17 protein-coding genes are annotated in these 17,877 nt (G+C 59.2%); 11 read left to right on the top strand and 6 right to left on the bottom strand.

Going from position 1 to position 17,877, the window contains the following annotated elements; translation table 11 throughout:
* Positions 1 to 7: 7 nt before the first annotated feature.
* From ABD796_RS08490 to ku, 3 genes are read right to left on the bottom strand one after another with little or no spacing between them, the layout of a single operon-like run.
* Positions 8 to 898 carry a DNA polymerase domain-containing protein gene (locus ABD796_RS08490; protein WP_344905837.1) on the bottom strand — a complete coding sequence of 297 codons (891 nt, stop codon included), beginning with the start codon at positions 896 to 898 and terminating at the stop codon, positions 8 to 10.
* 13 nt (positions 899 to 911) lie between these two features.
* Positions 912 to 1,877, bottom strand: coding sequence for an ATP-dependent DNA ligase (locus tag ABD796_RS08485; protein WP_344905834.1), 966 nt, complete (start codon positions 1,875 to 1,877; stop codon positions 912 to 914).
* 40 nt (positions 1,878 to 1,917) lie between these two features.
* The gene (gene ku, locus ABD796_RS08480) at positions 1,918 to 2,772 is read right to left on the bottom strand and encodes a non-homologous end joining protein Ku (RefSeq protein WP_344905831.1); all 855 of its coding nucleotides are present in this window, start codon (positions 2,770 to 2,772) and stop codon (positions 1,918 to 1,920) included.
* Positions 2,773 to 2,997: 225 nt separating this feature from the next.
* On the opposite strand from ku, the gene ABD796_RS08475 reads away from it, so the two are divergent.
* Positions 2,998 to 3,162: a hypothetical protein gene (locus ABD796_RS08475; RefSeq protein ID WP_344905829.1), complete on the top strand. Its 165-nt coding sequence runs from the start codon at positions 2,998 to 3,000 to the stop codon at positions 3,160 to 3,162.
* Positions 3,163 to 3,309: 147 nt separating this feature from the next.
* Here ABD796_RS08475 and ABD796_RS08470 read toward each other — a convergent pair whose 3' ends face one another.
* Positions 3,310 to 4,017 (bottom strand): AIM24 family protein, encoded by a 708-nt coding sequence (locus ABD796_RS08470; protein ID WP_344905827.1) that lies wholly within the window; start codon positions 4,015 to 4,017, stop codon positions 3,310 to 3,312.
* 28 nt (positions 4,018 to 4,045) lie between these two features.
* Positions 4,046 to 4,576 (bottom strand): hypothetical protein, encoded by a 531-nt coding sequence (locus ABD796_RS08465; RefSeq protein WP_344905825.1) that lies wholly within the window; start codon positions 4,574 to 4,576, stop codon positions 4,046 to 4,048.
* 201 nt (positions 4,577 to 4,777) lie between these two features.
* Here ABD796_RS08465 and thiL point away from each other — a divergent pair, with 201 nt between their 5' ends.
* The 8 genes from thiL (at position 4,778) to ABD796_RS08425 (ending at position 14,204) form a co-directional block, all read left to right on the top strand.
* Entirely contained in the window at positions 4,778 to 5,833 is a 1,056-nt protein-coding gene (thiL, locus tag ABD796_RS08460) for a thiamine-phosphate kinase (protein WP_344905811.1), read from the top strand.
* Complete coding sequence (gene tsaE, locus ABD796_RS08455; protein WP_344906314.1) at positions 5,823 to 6,320, top strand: tRNA (adenosine(37)-N6)-threonylcarbamoyltransferase complex ATPase subunit type 1 TsaE; 498 nt, start codon at positions 5,823 to 5,825, stop codon at positions 6,318 to 6,320. Before thiL ends, tsaE begins: the two co-directional genes overlap by 11 nt.
* Positions 6,317 to 7,141 (top strand): tRNA (adenosine(37)-N6)-threonylcarbamoyltransferase complex dimerization subunit type 1 TsaB, encoded by an 825-nt coding sequence (gene tsaB / locus ABD796_RS08450; protein ID WP_344905809.1) that lies wholly within the window; start codon positions 6,317 to 6,319, stop codon positions 7,139 to 7,141. The genes tsaE and tsaB overlap by 4 nt, the downstream gene beginning before the upstream one ends.
* Positions 7,142 to 7,175: 34 nt before the next feature.
* Complete coding sequence (rimI, locus tag ABD796_RS08445; protein WP_344906311.1) at positions 7,176 to 7,634, top strand: ribosomal protein S18-alanine N-acetyltransferase; 459 nt, start codon at positions 7,176 to 7,178, stop codon at positions 7,632 to 7,634.
* Positions 7,631 to 8,692: a tRNA (adenosine(37)-N6)-threonylcarbamoyltransferase complex transferase subunit TsaD gene (gene tsaD, locus ABD796_RS08440; RefSeq protein WP_344905807.1), complete on the top strand. Its 1,062-nt coding sequence runs from the start codon at positions 7,631 to 7,633 to the stop codon at positions 8,690 to 8,692. Before rimI ends, tsaD begins: the two co-directional genes overlap by 4 nt.
* 450 nt (positions 8,693 to 9,142) lie before the next feature.
* Positions 9,143 to 9,640, top strand: a complete 498-nt coding sequence (locus tag ABD796_RS08435; protein WP_344905804.1) for a hypothetical protein — start codon at positions 9,143 to 9,145, stop codon at positions 9,638 to 9,640.
* A 253-nt stretch (positions 9,641 to 9,893) separates the two neighbouring features.
* Positions 9,894 to 11,471 (top strand): 2-isopropylmalate synthase, encoded by a 1,578-nt coding sequence (locus ABD796_RS08430; RefSeq protein WP_344906308.1) that lies wholly within the window; start codon positions 9,894 to 9,896, stop codon positions 11,469 to 11,471.
* Positions 11,472 to 11,777: 306 nt separating this feature from the next.
* Positions 11,778 to 14,204, top strand: coding sequence for a hypothetical protein (locus ABD796_RS08425; RefSeq protein ID WP_344905803.1), 2,427 nt, complete (start codon positions 11,778 to 11,780; stop codon positions 14,202 to 14,204).
* Here the strand turns inward: ABD796_RS08425 and ABD796_RS08420 are convergent.
* A complete protein-coding gene (locus tag ABD796_RS08420; protein WP_344905800.1) occupies positions 14,174 to 16,174 on the bottom strand; it encodes an ABC-F family ATP-binding cassette domain-containing protein in 2,001 nt (666 codons plus the stop codon). The genes ABD796_RS08425 and ABD796_RS08420 overlap by 31 nt on opposite strands.
* Positions 16,175 to 16,468: 294 nt before the next feature.
* On the opposite strand from ABD796_RS08420, the gene ABD796_RS08415 reads away from it, so the two are divergent.
* Positions 16,469 to 17,098, top strand: a complete 630-nt coding sequence (locus tag ABD796_RS08415) for a 5-formyltetrahydrofolate cyclo-ligase (RefSeq protein WP_344905797.1) — start codon at positions 16,469 to 16,471, stop codon at positions 17,096 to 17,098.
* A gap of 249 nt (positions 17,099 to 17,347) precedes the next feature.
* Positions 17,348 to 17,836 carry a MogA/MoaB family molybdenum cofactor biosynthesis protein gene (locus ABD796_RS08410; protein WP_344905795.1) on the top strand — a complete coding sequence of 163 codons (489 nt, stop codon included), beginning with the start codon at positions 17,348 to 17,350 and terminating at the stop codon, positions 17,834 to 17,836.
* Positions 17,837 to 17,877: the final 41 nt, after the last annotated feature.

Below are 17,877 nucleotides of genomic sequence, written 5' to 3'. Positions count from 1 at the left end.
TTTCTTGTCAGCTGTTGGGAATGAATGAGAGCACCCGGTCCAGCGTCTGCGGAGGCGTGCGGGCAATCAGATCGCCTTTGGCACGCAGCCGTTCCTCCATATTGAGCAGATGGAAGTCGCGCGGATCGGCATTGCCTTCGACCTCGCTCCACTCCAGCGGAGCCGATACCGAGGCGGCTTCGCGGGCGCGCGGCGTATAGGGACTGGACAGTGTTTTGCCGTACCAATGCTGAAGGTAGTCCACGTAAATCAGGTCGCCGCGATTTTTTTTCAACCGTTCGATCGTGAACAGCTTGGGATATTGCTGCACCAAATATTGCCCGAGGAAATGCCCGATGCTTCGCAGCTGCTCGAAGGTGTAAGGCTTGGCAAGCGGAATGTACAGCTGGATGCCTGTAGCGCCGGACGTCTTCGGCACCGCACGGATTCCCATCCGGTCGAGCGCTTCGCCGATCAGCAAGGCGGCCTTCATTAGGCGGGGTTCTCGCTCCAAGGTCGGATCAACGTCGATCAGCCATTCGGCCGGCAGCATCGAGCCGATTCGGTGGAACGAGGCGTGGAATTCCAGACAGGCGAGATTGCCGAGCCAGAGCAGCGTTGGCAGCGAGTCCAAATGCACGTATTGGATGCCGTCCAGCGGTGCGGTGCGAACGAACTCCGGCGTAGGCTCGGGGCAGTTTTTCTGGTAAAACGATTTTCCGTGCACGCCGTTCGGGTAGCGGATCGTCGTCAGATGCCGGTCCCGGCAATAGGGCAGCAGGTAAGGAGCGAGTCCGATCAGCTTCTCCAAATAAACGAGCTTCGTAATCCCTCGCTCCGACCAAAGCATTTTATGCGGATTCGTTACCGTAATCTCGTGCCCCTCCACCGTGATGGAGCCCTTCGTGGCCGTCGCCATTTTCGTTCCTCCTTCAACCGTCCGTATCGCTTAGCTGCCGTGTCGTGCACAGAAGTTCAAGATGATCCGCATCGAGCAAAGACTGGATCGTCGGATGGCGCATGACGCCATCGGCAGTCCAGTTCAAAAATTGTACCTTCACGGCAATTTCGGGGCGCACCCATATGGCATCCTTGCTTCTTTCCGGTTTATTGGCGAACGGGCGCTCCTCGGCTCTTATCGTCTCGATGCGCCGGGTAAGCCGCTCCCAATCCGCTCCGGTTAGCTTGGCCGATCCGGCATGACCGATATACACCAAGGCTCCCCGCTCGTCGTAAACACCGAGCAGCAGCGCATTGACGATGTTGTCCCGGAAGGTAACGCCTCCGATGACGGCGTACAAATCCCGAAACAGCTTTATTTTTTGCCAACGCCGGTCTTTGCCGCCCCAAGGATACAGGCTCGTCAAGTCTTTGCAGACGATGCCCTCCATGCCGTAGCCGCGCATGACGCCGAGCAGCACCTCCCCGTCCTGCGCATTGCTTACGAGCTGCACCAGTCCGTTCGGCACCACGATCCGTTCCAGAAGCTGCTGGCGTTCGGAAAGCGGCCGGTTGTTGCACCAATTACCGTCGCAGTACAACACATCGAACACCATATACGAAACGGGAATGCGGTTGAGCGCCAAGCGGATTTTTCCGTCCGAACGCAGCTGATCCCGCTTCATGATCTGCTGGAAGGAAGGTTTGCCGTTCTCCAGCGCGATCAATTCCCCGTCCAGAATAACCGACCCGGCGCGGCAGTAAGAACCGACGTCGGCCAATTCGGGGTACTGCATCGTCCGGTCGTTGCCGCTGCGGTTCCACAGCTTGACGTTCGTTCCGTCATAATAGACAAGCATGCGCACCCCGTCCCACTTGACTTGGGATATCCATTCCGGGCCGCTGGGCACCCGTTCGACGCGAATCGGCTCGAACGGTACAATCGGCTTTAGCTCCATTATTTCCTCCTGTAATCAGTTGAACCAACTTATCAGCGGATCAGGAGACGGTTTCTTTTTTCGTCTTTTTGCTTGCTTTCGGTTTTGCGGCCGGTTTGGTCGGCTCTGCGGCTTGGGTCGGCACGTTAGCCGGCTTTGCGGCTTCCAGGCTGGCCTGCAGTGCGGCCATTAGATCGACCACATTCGTCTGCGGTGCTTCCGGCGATATCCGGATCTCTTCCCCGGCGATTTTTTGCTGAATCATCTCCAGCACCTTGTCCCGGTAATCGTCCTTGTACGATTCCGGCGCGAACGGAGTGGACAACTGCTCAATGAGCATCTTGGCCATCGTCAGCTCTTTTTCGTTCACCGACGGATTTTCCGGCAAGTTGGGCACTTGGGAGATCGAACGGATTTCGTCGGGATAGAAGATCGTCTCCATGGCAATGCAGTCCTCGATGATGCGGATTGCCGCCAAGCTGCTTTTGGAGCGGATCGATACTTTGGCGATGCCAATCTTGCCGGTCTGGCGCATGGCTTCCAGCAGCAGGCTGTAAGCGTTCGTTCCGGTATCGCTGGGGGCGAGATAGTACGTTTTTTGAAAATAAATCGGGTCGATTTCCTGCAAATCGACGAAATCCAATATTTTGATTTCTTTGTTCGCTTCCGACAAGCTGTCCAGCTCTTCCTTCTCGAACAGCACGAACTTGCCGGGCTCGTACTCGTAGCCGCGCGATATTTGCTCCCACTCTACGGCTTTCTCGCAATGCTGGCACGTGCGGACATACGACAGCGGCGTTCCGCACTCCTTATGGATGTATTTCATCGCAATGTCCTTGTCTTCCGTGGCGGTAAACATTTTGACCGGCACATGGACCAGACCGAAGCTGATCGCGCCCTTCCATACCGTATGCATGCCGTTTTTCCTCCTCTGCCTGACGCCTGCTCCAAGCGGATTCATGCGCCGGTTTATTCCAATTTCCGTTTTGGTTATCCTGCTTATCAGTGTTCACCAAAAACGACCGTTCTACACCCTGCCCTCCCATCTAACAGCATATGAGCGGCGCGTTTGCCGTATGCCCCCGGCCGGTTTGGGCAACCTAAGCTCGCATGCCATAACCGTTTCGGGAGGAGGGAGCGAATGGACGAGCGGCAGCAGAGCGATGCCGATCACGAAGGTCGCGAGCAATACGATATGGACGTCGACCGGATGATCAACGAAGGCTTGGGCGGCGGCAATGTAACGCTGCATAACGGACTGATAGAGGAAACGTCGACCGACACGATGACAGACGGCGAATCCTGAGTCGAAGCAAGCCGTCGGGGTTGCAAGGAGCCATCATCGTATAAGTAACGGAAGCGGGCAGCCTTTGACTGGTGCCCGGAAAACCAACAAAAAAGAACGAAAAAGAACGAGATCCGAGGGGAGCTTTCCCCAAAGATGCTCGTTCTTCTATTTAAACCAAACTCCGCCGAACGGCACGATCTCGCGCAGCAGCCGCTTCATCAAGCTATCCTGCTCGACGAACTGCTCCAGCCGGGCGTCGGGCCTGCCGACCTGCAGCAGAGCGCTACCCGCTCCGGTCATTTTCCATTGGAAGCTCATATGCTGGCTGGCGAGATGGTTGCCGTACACGCTCAGATCGATGGAGGCGTTGTGCGGATAGGCAATCAGCGAATGCGTATCGATGTAGGAAGGCTTCTCGGGGTCCAGCTTCCATTCGCGAAGCGGTCCGGCGGAGATGATGCCGATCGTGCCTTGTCCAGAAAATTTCATGCGCATGACGTCCTTGGTAGCTATCATATTTTTGAAGCTTTGCAGAACGCTTTTCATCTGGACGCCTTCGGAGTAAAAAAGCAGATGGCGAAATTCGAACAGCAAATCCTCGTTGCCGGCAAGCGACAGGCAGTGCAGCGAATAGCCGCCGGGGAGCGCCAGCATCAGCCGCGCCGGTCCGCTGAGCCGGGAACGGATCAGCTTTTTTTTGCGATACATGCCTTGCAAATTCATCAACTTGTCCTCGCGCTGCGCCGACTCGCCCTCGAAGGCGATAATTTGCTGCGGATGCAGCACGTGCAGCGCTTCGCCCCGCTCCAGCGCAAGCTCGGCGAAAGAGGCGTGGGGGACGGTCCCGGACATGCTGTCGGAGCGGATCTCCATAGGTCAAGCCCCCTTCGTCATGACAAAATTACAAATGTCTGCTCCTGAGCAGCAGCCGGAACAGCCGGGACGAGACGAAATAAAGAAAGACAAGAATAACGGCGGTCCATATGAGCGTCCAGGTTCGTTTGGAGCGCTCTGTTCTTGTTTGCTCGGCCTGTTGCAGCCCATTGACGGCTTGCGTCAAATGCTCGTTTTGCAACGCGAGCTGTTCGTTTTGTTTAGCCAGCCGTTCGTTATCGAGACGTAGCTGCTGCTCGGCTTGGCGGTACTGCTCGACCGTCTCCTGCGATTTACGCATCGCCTCGTCGATTTGCTTGGAGGCATCCTCCAACTGCTGCTTGGTCGTATCGTACTGATCGCGCAGTTCGTCCACCTGACCGGGCAGCTGCATCCAGCCCTTCACCTTGTCGATGACGTTGGCCTGGGCCGGAAGCGGGGCAAGCGCAGTCATCAGTAAGGCGGCAATCGACAGCGCGAGCAATCGAACGCCGGCTGCCCATCGGACGCCCGTCCGTGCCGGGAGGCTTGCTTTATCTGGAATTCGCTGTTGTCGCATACTGTCGAACACCTCCGAATCTTTTTACTCCGTTCTATGTCTTCATCTATCATTATACGAAAAAAATGTCGATTCGTTTCTTTGAATCTGCCATTTTTGCAGAAAAACCGCCTACTTCGACCCCTGGTCGCGCGGGCGAGTTGTTGCGGCGTTCCGGCCGTACCGATATAATAGGTACAAGTTGAAACGGGAGGACGTCGTGTGGCGGGCGTGGACGAATTTGCATTGATCCGCATGCTGAACCAGAGCGGAATGAAAGGTGTGCCCGGCCCTGCGGGCTCGGGCGTAAGCGTAGGCATCGGCGACGATGCGGCGGTGCTGCGCTCCGCCGGAGGGACCGAGCTGGTCGTCTCCTGCGACACGATGGTCGAATCGGTCCATTTCAAGCCGGAAACGATGACATACCGGGATATCGGGTATAAAGCGATGGCGTCAAGCTTGAGCGACCTGGCGGCGATGGGAGCCAAGCCGCGCTGGGCGCTTGTTGCCTTGGCTTCCTCGCGCGGACTGTCTGCTGCCCGGCTCGGGGAGCTGTACGACGGATTGTACGCCTGCGCCAACCGTTATGGCGCGACGATAGTCGGCGGGGATACGACATCGTCTCCGGGCGGATTAACCGTCACGGTCACGGTCATCGGCGAAGCCGCCGTAGGGCGGGCGCTGTTGCGTTCCTCCGCCAAGCCGGGGGATGCGGTATTCGTCACCGGCCCGCTCGGGGCGTCGGCCGCCGGGCTGCGGTATTTGCTTGCGCAGGGCGAAGCCGCTCCGCTTCTGGAGGCGCTGCCGGACGCGATTCGTCCGCTCGCCCGCGCCCATCGGATGCCGGAGCCGCGCATCGTTGCCGGTCTGCTGCTGGGTGAAGCCCGCACCGGATTGTGCGGGGCGCTGAACGATATTAGCGACGGCTTGGCTAGCGAGGCGTGGGAAATCGCCGAAGCGTCGGATGCGCATATCCGGCTATTCGGACATTGTATCCCGCAGCTGGACGAGCTTCGCGCTTATGCCGCCGAGACCGGACTCGACCCGCTCGATTTGGCTTTGTATGGCGGAGAGGACTACGAGCTGGTCGGGACGGTGCGGGCCGACGGCGTGGACGAGCTGAGCGGGATTTTTGCACAGGCGGGGCTGCGGTTCTGGGTTGTCGGCGAAGTCGCCGAAGCTTCTCCGTACGGGAGTCCGGCCGGAGTCACCTTTATTCGGGAGCCGGGCGGCGAACCGGTTCTTCTGGGCAAAAAAGGCTACAATCATTTCGCATAAGGGGGAGACGGCTACGAGCACGTATACGTATGCCTCGAACGGGGAAGAGCAGACGACCAGACTGGCCGAAGCGTTGGCCGGCCTTATGGGCGCCGGTTCGGTCATTGCGCTGGACGGCGACCTGGGGGCGGGCAAAACCCGGTTTTCCCAGGCTGTAGCCAAGTCGCTCGGCGTGCCTGGCATCGTGAACAGTCCGACGTTTACGATCATCAAGGAATACGAGGGAGTGCGTTTTCCCCTTTATCATATGGACGTTTACCGGATTACCGGGAGGGAGGCCGCCGACCTCGGGCTGGACGATTATTTTTACGGCGGCGGGGTGACGCTCGTCGAATGGGCGGAGCGCATTGCTGATCTGCTCCCCCCCGACTTTCTGGAAATCCGCATTCGCCACACGGGCGAACGGGAGAGGGATATCGAGCTGACGCCCCACGGGGAGCCTTATGAGACGTGGTGCAGGCATATGAAGGAGAACGGAACGCTATGAAGACGGAACATAATCGGGCAGCGGGCATTAGCCGGCTGCTCGCTATCGATACATCGACCGCGATGCTGACGGTCGCGCTTTCCATTGAAGGGGAGCTGATCGCCGAACGCAGCTCGATGGCGGAGCGCAATCATTCGATCCAATTGCTGCCGGAGATCGAGACGCTGCTTGGGGAAGCGGGCCTTGCGCCGTCCGAGCTGGACGCGGTGGCGGTCGGGACGGGTCCGGGCTCGTATACCGGCGTGCGCATCGGCGTTACGGTGGCGAAGACGTTCGCCTGGGCGCTCGGTATACCGGTCGTTGGCGTTTCGGGACTCGAGGCGCTGGCGCTCGGAGACTCTGTTCTGACCGGTCGGGATGCTGCTGCGGGCGAGGAGGAATGTTGGTTCATTCCGCTGCTGGACGCCAGACGCAAGCAAGCGTATTGCGCCGTATATGCATCGGCTGGAGAGGTCTGGCATACGGTGGTGAAAGACGGGATTCGGATACTGGAAGATTGGCTGGAATCGCTTGCGGATGGTATCGACGGCCGCGGTCGCGACGGAGGCATCCCTCTTCGCCTCGTGTTCGGAGGCGAAACGGCCGGATTCCGCGAAACGATTGAAAGCTGGAGCAGCCGGAGCGTTCCCGGAGTACGTCTCGACATTCGCGCCAGCGAGATTGGGGCCGCATCTGTCGCGAAGCTCGCTTGGCGGCGTCTTGCGAATGGGGATACCGACGACATGCACGGACTGGTGCCGAATTATACGCAGCTGGCCGAAGCTGAAGTGAAGCTGCTGCTGAAGGAGAAGCGGGGAGGCGAACCGTTTGGAGCCAATTGAGCGGGTCGGAGGCCGGGAGCTGCAGTTTCGTTCGATGCGCGTCGAGGATATCGATTCGATCTGCGACATCGAACGGGAGTCATTTACCACGCCGTGGTCGGCGGGGGCTTTTCACAACGAGCTGACGAACAACCATTTCGCCCATTATCTGGTTATGCAGCTAGACGGGGAAATTGTCGGCTATGGCGGCATGTGGATGATCGTGGACGAAGCCCATGTCACCAATATTGCTGTCCGAACGGCCTATCGCGGCAGGAAGCTTGGCGAGCGTCTGCTGATTCAGCTGCAGTCCGCCGCCGTGTTTCTGGGGGCCGAGCGCATTACGCTTGAAGTGCGGGCGTCCAATACGATTGCCCAAAGGCTGTACGCCAAGCTGGGCTTCATTCCCGCCGGTCTGCGCAGAGGCTATTATACCGACAACGGGGAAGACGCGATCATTATGTGGGCGCATTTGCGCCGGATCGCCGAGGAAGGAGCGGAGGCAGACGAATGACAGCGGGACAGAACGAACATAGGGAACCGCGGCCGGGGCTCATTCTCGCTGTGGAAACAAGCTGCGACGAAACGTCGGTAGCCATCGTGGAGAACGGCATGATTGTCCGCTCGAACGTCGTATCGAGCCAGGTCGAGACGCACAAGCGGTACGGCGGAGTCGTCCCCGAGATTGCATCGCGCCAGCATGTCGAAAGCATCACGCTCATACTGGAGCAAGCGGTAGAAGAAGCCGGCGTCCGTCTGACGGATTTGTCGGCCGTAGCCGTGACGCAGGGACCGGGGCTTGTCGGAGCGCTGCTCGTCGGCGTCGTGGCGGCGAAGACGCTTGCCAGCGCTCTGCGGATTCCATTGATCGGCGTTCATCATATCGCCGGACATATTTACGCCAATGCGCTCGTACATCGGCTGGAGTACCCGTTCGTGGCGCTTGTCGTGTCCGGAGGGCATACGGAGCTGGTCGAAGTGACTTCGCCGGGCGTATTTCGCATTCTCGGCCAAACCCGGGACGATGCCGCCGGGGAAGCGTACGATAAGGTGGCTCGCGCCATGGGGCTGCCATACCCGGGGGGCCCGCACGTGGACAAGCTGGCCGGAGAGGCTGGCGAAGGAATCGTTCTGCCGCGCGCCTGGCTGGAAGCGGACAGCTTCGATTTCAGCTTCAGCGGGCTGAAGTCGGCGGTGCTGGCTGTACTGAATCAGGCTTCGATGAAGGGCGAGACGATTGAACCGCAGCGAATCGCCAAAGGGTTTCAGGAATCGGTCGTCGAGGTGCTGGTCGAGAAGGCGATCCGGGCGGCGAAAGCGCGCGGCGCCAGACAACTGCTGCTCGCCGGAGGCGTAGCCGCCAATCGCGGCTTGCGCGCCGCGCTGGAGGAACGGTGCGGGAGGGAACGGCTGCCTTTGCTTGCGCCGCCGCTGTCGTTGTGCACCGATAATGCGGCGATGATTGCCGCAGCCGCTTACCTGAAATGGGAGCGCGGCGAGCTTTCGTCGCTCGACCTGAAGGCGGAGCCGGTGCTGTCGCTGGAAGCATGGTCGGTCCAATCGGGAGCTTAAAGCTTACCGGAGTTGGCTTTTTTGGAAGAGGCGGGTGCTTAGGCACGCCGCCTTTTTGCGGACCATTGCGCCGATTTTGCCGCCGATTTGTTTCACGGGATTGCTCTGCGGATTTTGAGAAGACGTGTTGACAAGGCCAATATGGCGTGCTATATTCTTAACCAATATCTGAAACGCAAAGAACGGGAACAGTAAGGAAAACCATTCGACCAGAGAGCTGCGGTCGCGTACAATGCCTGATAACGGCGTTGATGACGCTCGGTGCAACGCAGCCGGATGCTATCCTGAAGCTCGCCCGGGAGCGGCGGAACGGAAGGCTCGGAGCGTGCCCGACAGCAGCAAAGGTCAAGGGAATCGATCGATTCCACTACCGGCGATCGTCGAGCATATACCGTAGCGGTACGTTTCGACGGCTAACCCTCGTGATCGGGTTCATGCGAAGCAAGGAAGATGCGTCCTTTCGTCATAGCCCCGGAGCGGCAAGTTCCGGACGGGTTGCAGACGATCGGCGTTCGGAAGGCGCGCATGGTGGAGCGGGTTCGACGCTCGGTAACGGGCATACGTCGAACCAACGAGAGTGGTACCGCGACAGCACAGCCTGTCGTCTCTTCTGGAGACGGCAGGCTTTTTGTTTTACCCGCCGCCACTCGAATGAACCATATCAACAAGGCAATGAACGGGAGCAGTAGGATACGCGACTTCGTACAGAGAGCTGCGGGAGCGGGACATATCGCCGAATTCGGCGATTGGCTTGCCAGGTGCGACGCAGTCGAAGGCCGTAACCGAACTCGCCCGGGAGCAGCAGGACGGAAAGCCGGTGCCGCATGCACGCCGGGGTTGACGTCCGCCGGTCTGGCCCCCGATATCGGGCTGACGCGGCTGTATTCGCCTGTCCCTTTCAGCAAGCGAGCCCGACCGGCGGCAACGACCGGCAGGCATTGCGGATGAAGGCGGCGACGGCGGAGGACGGACGCGCGCGAGGTGGATCCGAGCTTTATCGGCCGGGTCAAGCGGAGTGGTACCGCGACGGGCTTGCAAGCCTGTCGTCTCCTGCATAGGGGGCGGCAGGCTTTTTGGCATGCTTTTCGCCGAACATTCGTTCCTGTCGGTTTGTCGCTCCCAGCTTAACGTGACTAACGTTTAACCCCATCAACCAAATTCATATTCGGAGGGATTCCCCATGACCGATTCCAATATTGCGATGAAAAAAATTAAAATTTTCGATACGACGCTGCGCGACGGCGAGCAGTCTCCGGGCGCCACGCTTCAGCCGGAGCAAAAAATCGTGCTGGCCCGCCAACTGGCCAAATTGGGCGTAGACGTGCTGGAGCCGGGCTTCCCGATCTCCAGCCCTGGCGATTTCTCCGCCGTTCAGCAAATATCCCGCGACCTGAACGGATCGGGCGTGGAAATCGTCGGCTTCGCCCGGGCGGTCACGCAGGACATCGATGCCGCCGTTAAGGCGACCGCGGACGCGGAGCTGCGCCGGCTGCATATCTTCATCTCGTCCTCGCAAATTTTGCTGGAGCATCAGCTGCGCAAATCGCGGGAGCAGGTCATCCAGATCGCCCGCGACATGGTCGCCTACGGCAAACGGTTCGTCGATCGCATCGAATTTTCGCCGATGGATGCATCCCGTGCCGGCGAGGAGTTTCTGTTCGAGCTCATCGAGGCCGTAATTGCCGAAGGCGCCACGGTTATCAACATCCCGGATACGCTCGGCTACGCGCTGCCGGAGGAATACGGCCGGCTGTTCCGCCGGGTGCGGGAGCAGGTGCGCGGCGGGGACAGCGTGGAATACAGCACGCATTGCCATAACGACCTCGGCATGGCGGTGGCCAATAGCCTGGCTGCCGTGCAAGCAGGTGCGACCCAGGTGGAGGTGACGGTGAACGGAGTCGGCGAGCGGGCCGGCAATTGCTCGCTGGAGGAGCTGGTCATGGCCATAGAGACGCGCAAGCAGACGCTCGGCGTGGAGACGTCGATCGATATTGGGCACATTTACGAAACGTCCAGGATGATGAGCCGGCATATGCATTTTCCGATCGCCTACAACAAGCCGGTTGTCGGGCGCAACGCATTCCAGCACGAATCCGGCATTCATCAGGACGGTATGCTGAAAAACCGCAACACGTTCGAGATTATGGAGCCGGAGAAGATGGGTATCCCGCGCAACATGATCATTCTCGGCAAACATTCCGGGCGCCACGCAATCAAGCATCGCGTCGTGGACGAATTGGGCATATCGATGACCGAAGAGCAGCTGGAGCAATTGTTCGTCGACTTCAAGAAAACGGCTGACGAATTGAAGCGGGTTACCGACGATCAGCTGATCCAGCTTGTCGGGAAGACGGTTAACCGCCCGCTGGAGCGGTTCTCGCTGGTCGAGGTGCAGGTAGTCGTCAGCAGCCTGAAGCATCGCGTCGCTTCGGTCACGGTGCGCGATCACGAGACCGGCCGGGAATCGTCCTACTCCGAGATTGCTGAAGGCTCGATCGAGGCGTTGATCCGCTGCATCAAGCGGGCCATGCCGTTCGATTTGGAGTTTGTCGATCTGGAGCTGCAGTCGATGTCTCACGGCGAACAGGCCAATGCCGAGGCCGCTGTGGAAATTGCCGTCGGAGAACGGTTTTTCCAAGGCTCGGCGATCGACCGGGATGTGGTGGTGGCGGTGGCCCGGGCATGCATGGGGGCCTGCAATCAGGCCGTACGCGACGGCGGGGTTGCCGAAGCAAAGGAAGACGGGTACGAGAAGCGGAAAAGCTCGGGGCAAGGCTGATCAGGTGAATGCGAAGGATGTGGATAAAGTTATCCACAACCCATGTGCACAATGTGTATAACGTTGAGAAAGCCAGACAGATCAACGGATTATTAATGACATGAATTCTAATAAGTTTAGGTCGTTAAATTGTGGATAATGGGGATAGTTTTTTTGGTGGAGGCTGAGTTCCCTTGATGCGCAACGATTTTTCTGATCCTTAATCCTGTTAATGATATTGTGGATATCCACAGTCATCGTAAAAAGCGGCGATCCGGGCATTCTAGTAACAGGATCGTTCCACCTTTTACCGGGAGTTGTGGACTTATGGAAAAATACGAAGCGGATCAATCTGAACGAAAATGGAGGAGGCCCCTGCTCATCGTTCTGCTGGCGGCTGCCGCTATAGCGGGTCTGACTGCGTGGTTGTTCGGGTCGCAAGGCTATAGCGGAGCTCAGCGGGACAACGAATCGACGGTGTCCGTTCCCATGGCGGAGGCGACTGAAGGCGGAAATGGCCCTCTCGATGCACCAAAAGGGCAGGTTACGATCGTGGCCGTTCCGGGCTGGTCTTTTCTCGATTGGACTGAGGAGGCTTTGCGCGAGCAGCCGGCATTGAGCGACTTGATCCGCCGGGCGGCTATCGGAGCGATGAATGTGCGTACGCCGGAAAAAGGGCTGGAGGACAGTTACGCCACGTTGGGCGCAGGGGCTCCCGCGATCAGCGGCTCCGGCTATATCGCGCGTAATACCGGGAAAGCATCCGGATCCGGGGACGGCAATAAGGAGCCGGGGACGGAGGCGGAGGCGCTGTACCGGCGGATGACAGGGCTTGCTCCGGATGGGGCGGAGGTGGTCGTGCCTGAGATTGCGGCGATTCGCCGGCGCAATCATATTCGTTCCCAGCACGTTCGCCCTGGTCTATTGGGAGAGCTGCTGCGCAGCTATGGCCTATTGACGGGCGTCTACGGGAACAGCGACATGGGGGAGCAGCGGAAACGGTTTGCCGCCCTGATGGTGATGGACGAGCAAGGAATCGTTCCGCGGGGAAACGTATCCGGCAGCATGGTAACGGCCGACGAAGGGTCCGCGTTCTCGACACGGGTCAACGCCGACGAGCTGCTGCGCGCGAGGGACGGTTTCCCCGCTCGATCGGTGCTGCTTCTGGAATGGGGCGATTTGCTGCGGCTGGAAGGAGAAGACTCGGTATACGATCCGGAGCATGCTTTGCGGAAGAGGCGGGAGGCGCTGCGGGAATTGGACCGGTTCATCGGACAACTGCGGCAGCGGCAAGAAGGAGGAGACCGGCTGTGGATCGTCTCGCCGTACGTGGGCGCAAGGGCATCCCGGGAAAAGTGGCAGCTCGCACCGGTCGTGTATGCCGGGCCGGACTTGGCCGGAGGAGCGCTGCTCACCTCGCCGAGCACGCGCCGGCCGGGGATTGTGACAGCCTCCGATTTTGCTCCTACGGTGCTGGCGGGCTTCGGTATCGGGGTCCCTGCCGAAGTGACAGGCCGGCCAGTCCGCATGATCCGGAAGACTGAAGCATGGATCTTTCTGCACCGGGAGCTGAGTTTCATCCGCGAAGTGTACCGTATTCGTCCCAAGGTGCTGGTGCCGTTCGTATCCGTCGAAGCCGCCGCTTTGCTGGCCGCGCTGATCGTCGTATGGGCCAGGCTGGGCAAAGCCGTACGCTGGATCGAGGTGCTGCTGCTTGCGCTGCTTACCGCTCCGCTTTCCCTGCTTGCCGTAGGCTGGCTGAATCGGTTTCATCCACTGTCCGGCGGCAAGCAGGCGGCTTTGTTCGTCGCTGTCGCCGTACTGGCGGCCGGCTTGCTTATGATCCGGCGGTCTGCTTTATCGTCCGCCTACCTGATCAGCGCCATAACGGCCTTGGCGGTGCTGCTGGACGGGCTGCTGGGAGCAGAAGGGATGAAGCGTTCGGTGCTCGGCTACGATCCGGTCATAGGCGCGCGTTATTATGGAATCGGCAATGAATATATGGGTGTGATCGTCGGAGCTGCCGCCTTTGCTTTCGCGGCTTTTATGGAAAGGGCGGAGGTTCGGCCGACGGACGGCGAGGCGACGAGGGTCGTGGTGGCCGCGGCGGCCAGCCAACGTCGTGTCACCCTGCGGGTCTCCGTCGTAGCCGCCGTAGGATTCGCAGGGGTTACGCTCTATTTGGCTGCCCCCGGCCTCGGCACCAATGCCGGCGGAGCCATTACGGCCGCCGTCGCCTTCGGTCTCGTCTGGCTGCGCTGCCGCTCGCAAGCTGAGGGGACGAAGCTGAATGTGCGAAGGCTGATGCTGGTCTGTCTCGGTTTGATCGCGTTGGCCTTCGCCTTGTTATGGCTGTTGAATGCGGCGATCCCGGCGGAGGAGGGGAGCCAGAGCCATATCGGACGGGCGATGAACACGCTGAGCCAAGGCCGAATGGACCTGATAGCCGCGATCGTCGTGCGCAAGCTGCAAATGAATCTTCATTTAATCAATGTATCCGTATGGACCAAGGTGCTGGCCGCCGGCCTGATCGTCATGACGGTCGCCGTCGTCCGTCCGCGTGGCGCGCTGCGGCGTTGGCAGGCGCTATATCCTCATTATATGAGCGGTTTTCTGGCTATTGCGGTCGGCTCGGTCGTCGCCTTAGTCTTCAACGATTCCGGCATCGTCGCCGCCGCGACGATGATCGTATACGCCGCCGCCCCGATGCTGCTGCTGCGCTTTCAGGAGGAAAGCAGCTCCCACTCCTCGTAAAGCGGCTCCAGCGCGAGCTTTTTTTGCTCAAGCTCGGCATTTACTTTCTGAACGGCCATGTAGTCGTTGAAAATATCGGGTGTAAGCAGGCTTTGCTCCAAAGCGGCTATTTCGCCCTCCAGCAAGGCTATGCTCTGCTCAAGCTGCTCGATTTTGCGCTGACGGCCGCGTTCCTCGCGCTTCTGCTGCTTCTCCGCCTCGTAGTCTTTCGGCTTCGGGGCGGAGTCTTTGTCTGCGCTGGTCTCCTTGTCGCTGCGGGCCGGGTTTCGTCCTGCGGAGGCGTTATCTACGGCAACCGCTTTGCCGCCTTTCCCCGCGCTTGCTTCCGCCGCCCGTTCAGCGGCAATGGCGGCCAAATCGCGTTTCTTCTCGACATAGTCGTCGTAATTGCCCAAGTAGTCGTCGATACCGTCGGGGTGCAGCTCCAGCATGCGGTCTGCCATCTTGTTCAGAAAATACCGGTCGTGGGAAATAAACAGCAGCGTGCCCTCGTAATCGAGCAGGGCCGACTCCAGCACTTCCTTACTGTACAAGTCCAGATGGTTGGTCGGCTCGTCGAGAATGAGCATGTTCGCTTGGCGCAGCATCAGCTTCGCCAGTGACACGCGCGCTTTTTCCCCGCCGCTTAATGCCGCGACCTTCTTCAACACGTCCTCGCCGCTGAACAGGAAGCTGCCGAGCACGGTGCGGATGCGAACCTCCTCGAGATGAGGATATTCTCCCCAAAGCTCCTCAAGCACCGTGTTATGCGGATTCAAGCCTTGCTGCTCTTGATCGTAATAGCCGATCGTAACGTTCGTTCCCCATTCGAACAGGCCGGTATCGGGCGTTTTTTGCCCGGTCAATATTTTCAACAGCGTCGACTTGCCGACCCCGTTTGGTCCGATCAGAGCGGCCATATCGCCGCGGCGCAGCTCGAAGGAAGCGCGGCGAAACAGCCGCTTCGTTCCGTCATAGGAAGCCGACAGTTCCTGCGCGCGCAGCACGTCTTTGCCGGATTGCCTTTCGATCTCGAATTGGAACGACGCTTTTTTCAGTTCTCCGGCAGGCTTGTCCAGACGGTCCATCCGCTCGAGCGCCTTGCGGCGGCTTTGGGCGCGCTTCGTGGTCGTGGCGCGGACGATGTTGCGGCGCACAAAGTCTTCCATGCGGGCGATTTCGTCCTGCTGCTTCTCGTAATGCTTCAGCTCGATTTCATATTCCGCGGCCTTCAGCTCGATAAAGCGGGAATAGTTGCCCGTATACCGTTTGCATCGCGTACGTTCGATTTCATAAATAACATTGGCCATCGCGTCCAGAAAAAAACGGTCATGGGACACGACCAGTACGGCCCCGGAATACCCGCGCAAATAGTCTTCGAGCCATGTCAGCGTCGGGATGTCCAAATAGTTCGTCGGCTCGTCAAGCATCAGCAGATCGGGCTCCTGCAGCAGCAGCCTGGCCAGCGCCAGCCGCGTCTTCTGGCCGCCGCTCAGCGTGCGGATCGGCGTTGCCGGATCGAAGGAGCCGAAGCCCATCCCGTGCAGCACACTGCGCACGCGCGTCTCGATGCGAAAGCCGCCGGAATCGCGGAACAAGTCCGATTTTACCGAATAGCGGTGCAGCACATCCTGGTAAGCCTTGTCGTCGGCAATCAGGAGCGGATCGGACATGCGCGTCTCCAGCTCACGGAGCTCGCGCTCCGCCTCGAGCAGATCGGCGAATACGCCCATCATTTCGTCCCAGATCGAACGCTCCGATTGCAGACCGCTGTTTTGCGCCAAATAGCCGATGCGGGTTTCCTTCGAGCGGAAAATCTCGCCCTCGTCCGCCGACATTTCCCCGGCTATGATTTTCAGCAGCGTCGATTTGCCGGCACCGTTCACGCCGACGAGACCGATCCGGTCGCGTTCCTGAATTTGCAGCGATATATTCGACAGCGCGGTAGCCGTGCCGTAATGTTTACCCAGTCCGTTTACTTGCAGAAGCATAAGTCGCGTTCCCCCACCTGTATAGCTTGGCGTCAATCCGCCGCCGTCGTTTTCCGCGAACGGTCGGGTGCGCCTGTTACAGTTCCAGTTTACCGATGGCCAGGCTTTTTGTAAAATGACACTTTTTCTTCAAGCGAACATGCCGGGATATCTCGAAGGACAAAAGCGGGGAGGCCGACCCAAAACCGACCCAAAACCGACCTGCCGCTCATTCTACTTGGCTGCGAATATGTGATACACTTGAGAGAGAAGGAATCGGCGGAAAGGCCAGAAACCATGGAAAGAGGTAGCAGCATGTCTGTTCAGTCGTTCAAGCGGGAGCTGCGCCAGCAGGCCGAAGCGGCTAGAGCCGCGATGTCCGCAACCGAGCGCGCAGCCGCATCGGCGGTCGCCTGCGATACGGCGATACGAATGCTCGAGAAGCGGGGGACGGAGCGCGGAATCGGTTCGCTGACTCTGTTCAGCTATATGCCGTTTCGCACAGAGCTCGACGTCAGGCCGGTCATGGACTGGTGCCGCGGACAGAGAGGGACCGTGCTCGTCCCGAAAGTGGAGCCGAAATCGATGCAAATGTCGCTGCATGCCGTTAACGGTCCGGAGCAGCTGGAGGAAGGAAAATGGGGCATTCTCGAGCCTTCGGCCGACGCGCCGCGATGGAACGGGACGGATCGAATCGACGTCATGCTCGTTCCCGGTCTTGCTTTTGATCTCCGCGGAGGTCGCCTCGGCTACGGCGGCGGGTATTATGACCGGTTTATCGCAGGATGCAGGGGCCGCGGAGTCGAACCGTTCAAGCTGGCAGTCGCCTTCGATGCGCAGCTGATCCCCGACGTTCCGATGGACGAACACGATTTCCGGATTGATGGAATTGTGACGGAGAAGCGCCAATGGGTTGCCGGGAAGCAGGCACCAATCGGGAACTGAAGCCGCAACCTTTTTTTGCGATTAAAAAAAGGACATGGCTCCCGAATGTCGAATGATTCTTTTAGAAGACCGGTTTCGTTTATACAAGACGTTGCCGGTATCGGCGCAGATTCGAGCGCCTTGCCTGGAGAAGAAGACACATAGCACAGACGATTCATACTGAGGACGACGCTTCCGGGCAAACGCTGAAGCTTTAGCTTCATTAAATAGAAGACCGCCATATTCGGAAAACAGGGGAGGGAAACGCTGATGCGCTGGAAGGTTGGCCTTTTGACGGCAAGCGATCAAGGTTCTCGCGGCGAACGGGAAGACACCAGTGCTCAGGTGATTCGCGAACTCGTGGAGGAGGAGCTTCAGGGGGACATTATCGAATACCGGATCGTTCCAGACGAGAAGGACGAGATTATCGCCGCGCTGATCGAAATGACCGATTATTACAAAGTCGATTTGATCTTGACGACAGGCGGGATCGGCATGGGGAAGCGCGACGTTACCCCCGAGGCGACGCTCGAGGTGCTGGACCGGCTGGCTCCCGGCTTTGCCGAAGCGATGCGGGCCGCCCTCATGAATAAAACCGGACTGGGCATGCTGACCCGCGGCGTTTCGGGTATTCGCGATCGGACGCTGGTGCTGAATTTGCCTGGCGATCCGAAAGGCGTTCACGAATGCATCGTCGCGGTGATTGATCAACTGCCGGCCGCCCTAGCCGCTACTCGCGGCAAGAGAGTGGAGATCTGAGAGCCCTCCGGCGGGACATGATTCGGAAGCCGAGATTGAGG

Source organism: Paenibacillus hodogayensis (assembly GCF_039536325.1).
Taxonomy (GTDB): domain Bacteria; phylum Bacillota; class Bacilli; order Paenibacillales; family NBRC-103111; genus Paenibacillus_AB; species Paenibacillus_AB hodogayensis.
Note: the sequence above shows the minus strand (reverse complement) of the source record. Positions and strands in the feature narration are given on the sequence as shown.

Excerpts from the sequence above, each read along its gene's own strand:
- ABD796_RS08415 (WP_344905797.1), top strand. The coding sequence starts at position 16,469 with ATGTCTGTTCAGTCGTTCAAGCGGGAGCTGCGCCAGCAGGCCGAAGCG.
- ABD796_RS08435 (WP_344905804.1), top strand. The coding sequence starts at position 9,143 with ATGCGTCCTTTCGTCATAGCCCCGGAGCGGCAAGTTCCGGACGGGTTG.
- ABD796_RS08420 (WP_344905800.1), bottom strand. The coding sequence starts at position 16,174 with ATGCTTCTGCAAGTAAACGGACTGGGTAAACATTACGGCACGGCTACC.
- ABD796_RS08475 (WP_344905829.1), top strand. The coding sequence starts at position 2,998 with ATGGACGAGCGGCAGCAGAGCGATGCCGATCACGAAGGTCGCGAGCAA.
- tsaD (WP_344905807.1), top strand. The coding sequence starts at position 7,631 with ATGACAGCGGGACAGAACGAACATAGGGAACCGCGGCCGGGGCTCATT.
- ABD796_RS08490 (WP_344905837.1), bottom strand. The coding sequence starts at position 898 with ATGGCGACGGCCACGAAGGGCTCCATCACGGTGGAGGGGCACGAGATT.
- ABD796_RS08485 (WP_344905834.1), bottom strand. The coding sequence starts at position 1,877 with ATGGAGCTAAAGCCGATTGTACCGTTCGAGCCGATTCGCGTCGAACGG.
- ku (WP_344905831.1), bottom strand. The coding sequence starts at position 2,772 with ATGCATACGGTATGGAAGGGCGCGATCAGCTTCGGTCTGGTCCATGTG.
- rimI (WP_344906311.1), top strand. The coding sequence starts at position 7,176 with ATGCGCGTCGAGGATATCGATTCGATCTGCGACATCGAACGGGAGTCA.
- ABD796_RS08410 (WP_344905795.1), top strand. The coding sequence starts at position 17,348 with ATGCGCTGGAAGGTTGGCCTTTTGACGGCAAGCGATCAAGGTTCTCGC.
- tsaB (WP_344905809.1), top strand. The coding sequence starts at position 6,317 with ATGAAGACGGAACATAATCGGGCAGCGGGCATTAGCCGGCTGCTCGCT.
- ABD796_RS08430 (WP_344906308.1), top strand. The coding sequence starts at position 9,894 with ATGAAAAAAATTAAAATTTTCGATACGACGCTGCGCGACGGCGAGCAG.
- ABD796_RS08465 (WP_344905825.1), bottom strand. The coding sequence starts at position 4,576 with ATGCGACAACAGCGAATTCCAGATAAAGCAAGCCTCCCGGCACGGACG.
- ABD796_RS08425 (WP_344905803.1), top strand. The coding sequence starts at position 11,778 with ATGGAAAAATACGAAGCGGATCAATCTGAACGAAAATGGAGGAGGCCC.
- ABD796_RS08470 (WP_344905827.1), bottom strand. The coding sequence starts at position 4,017 with ATGGAGATCCGCTCCGACAGCATGTCCGGGACCGTCCCCCACGCCTCT.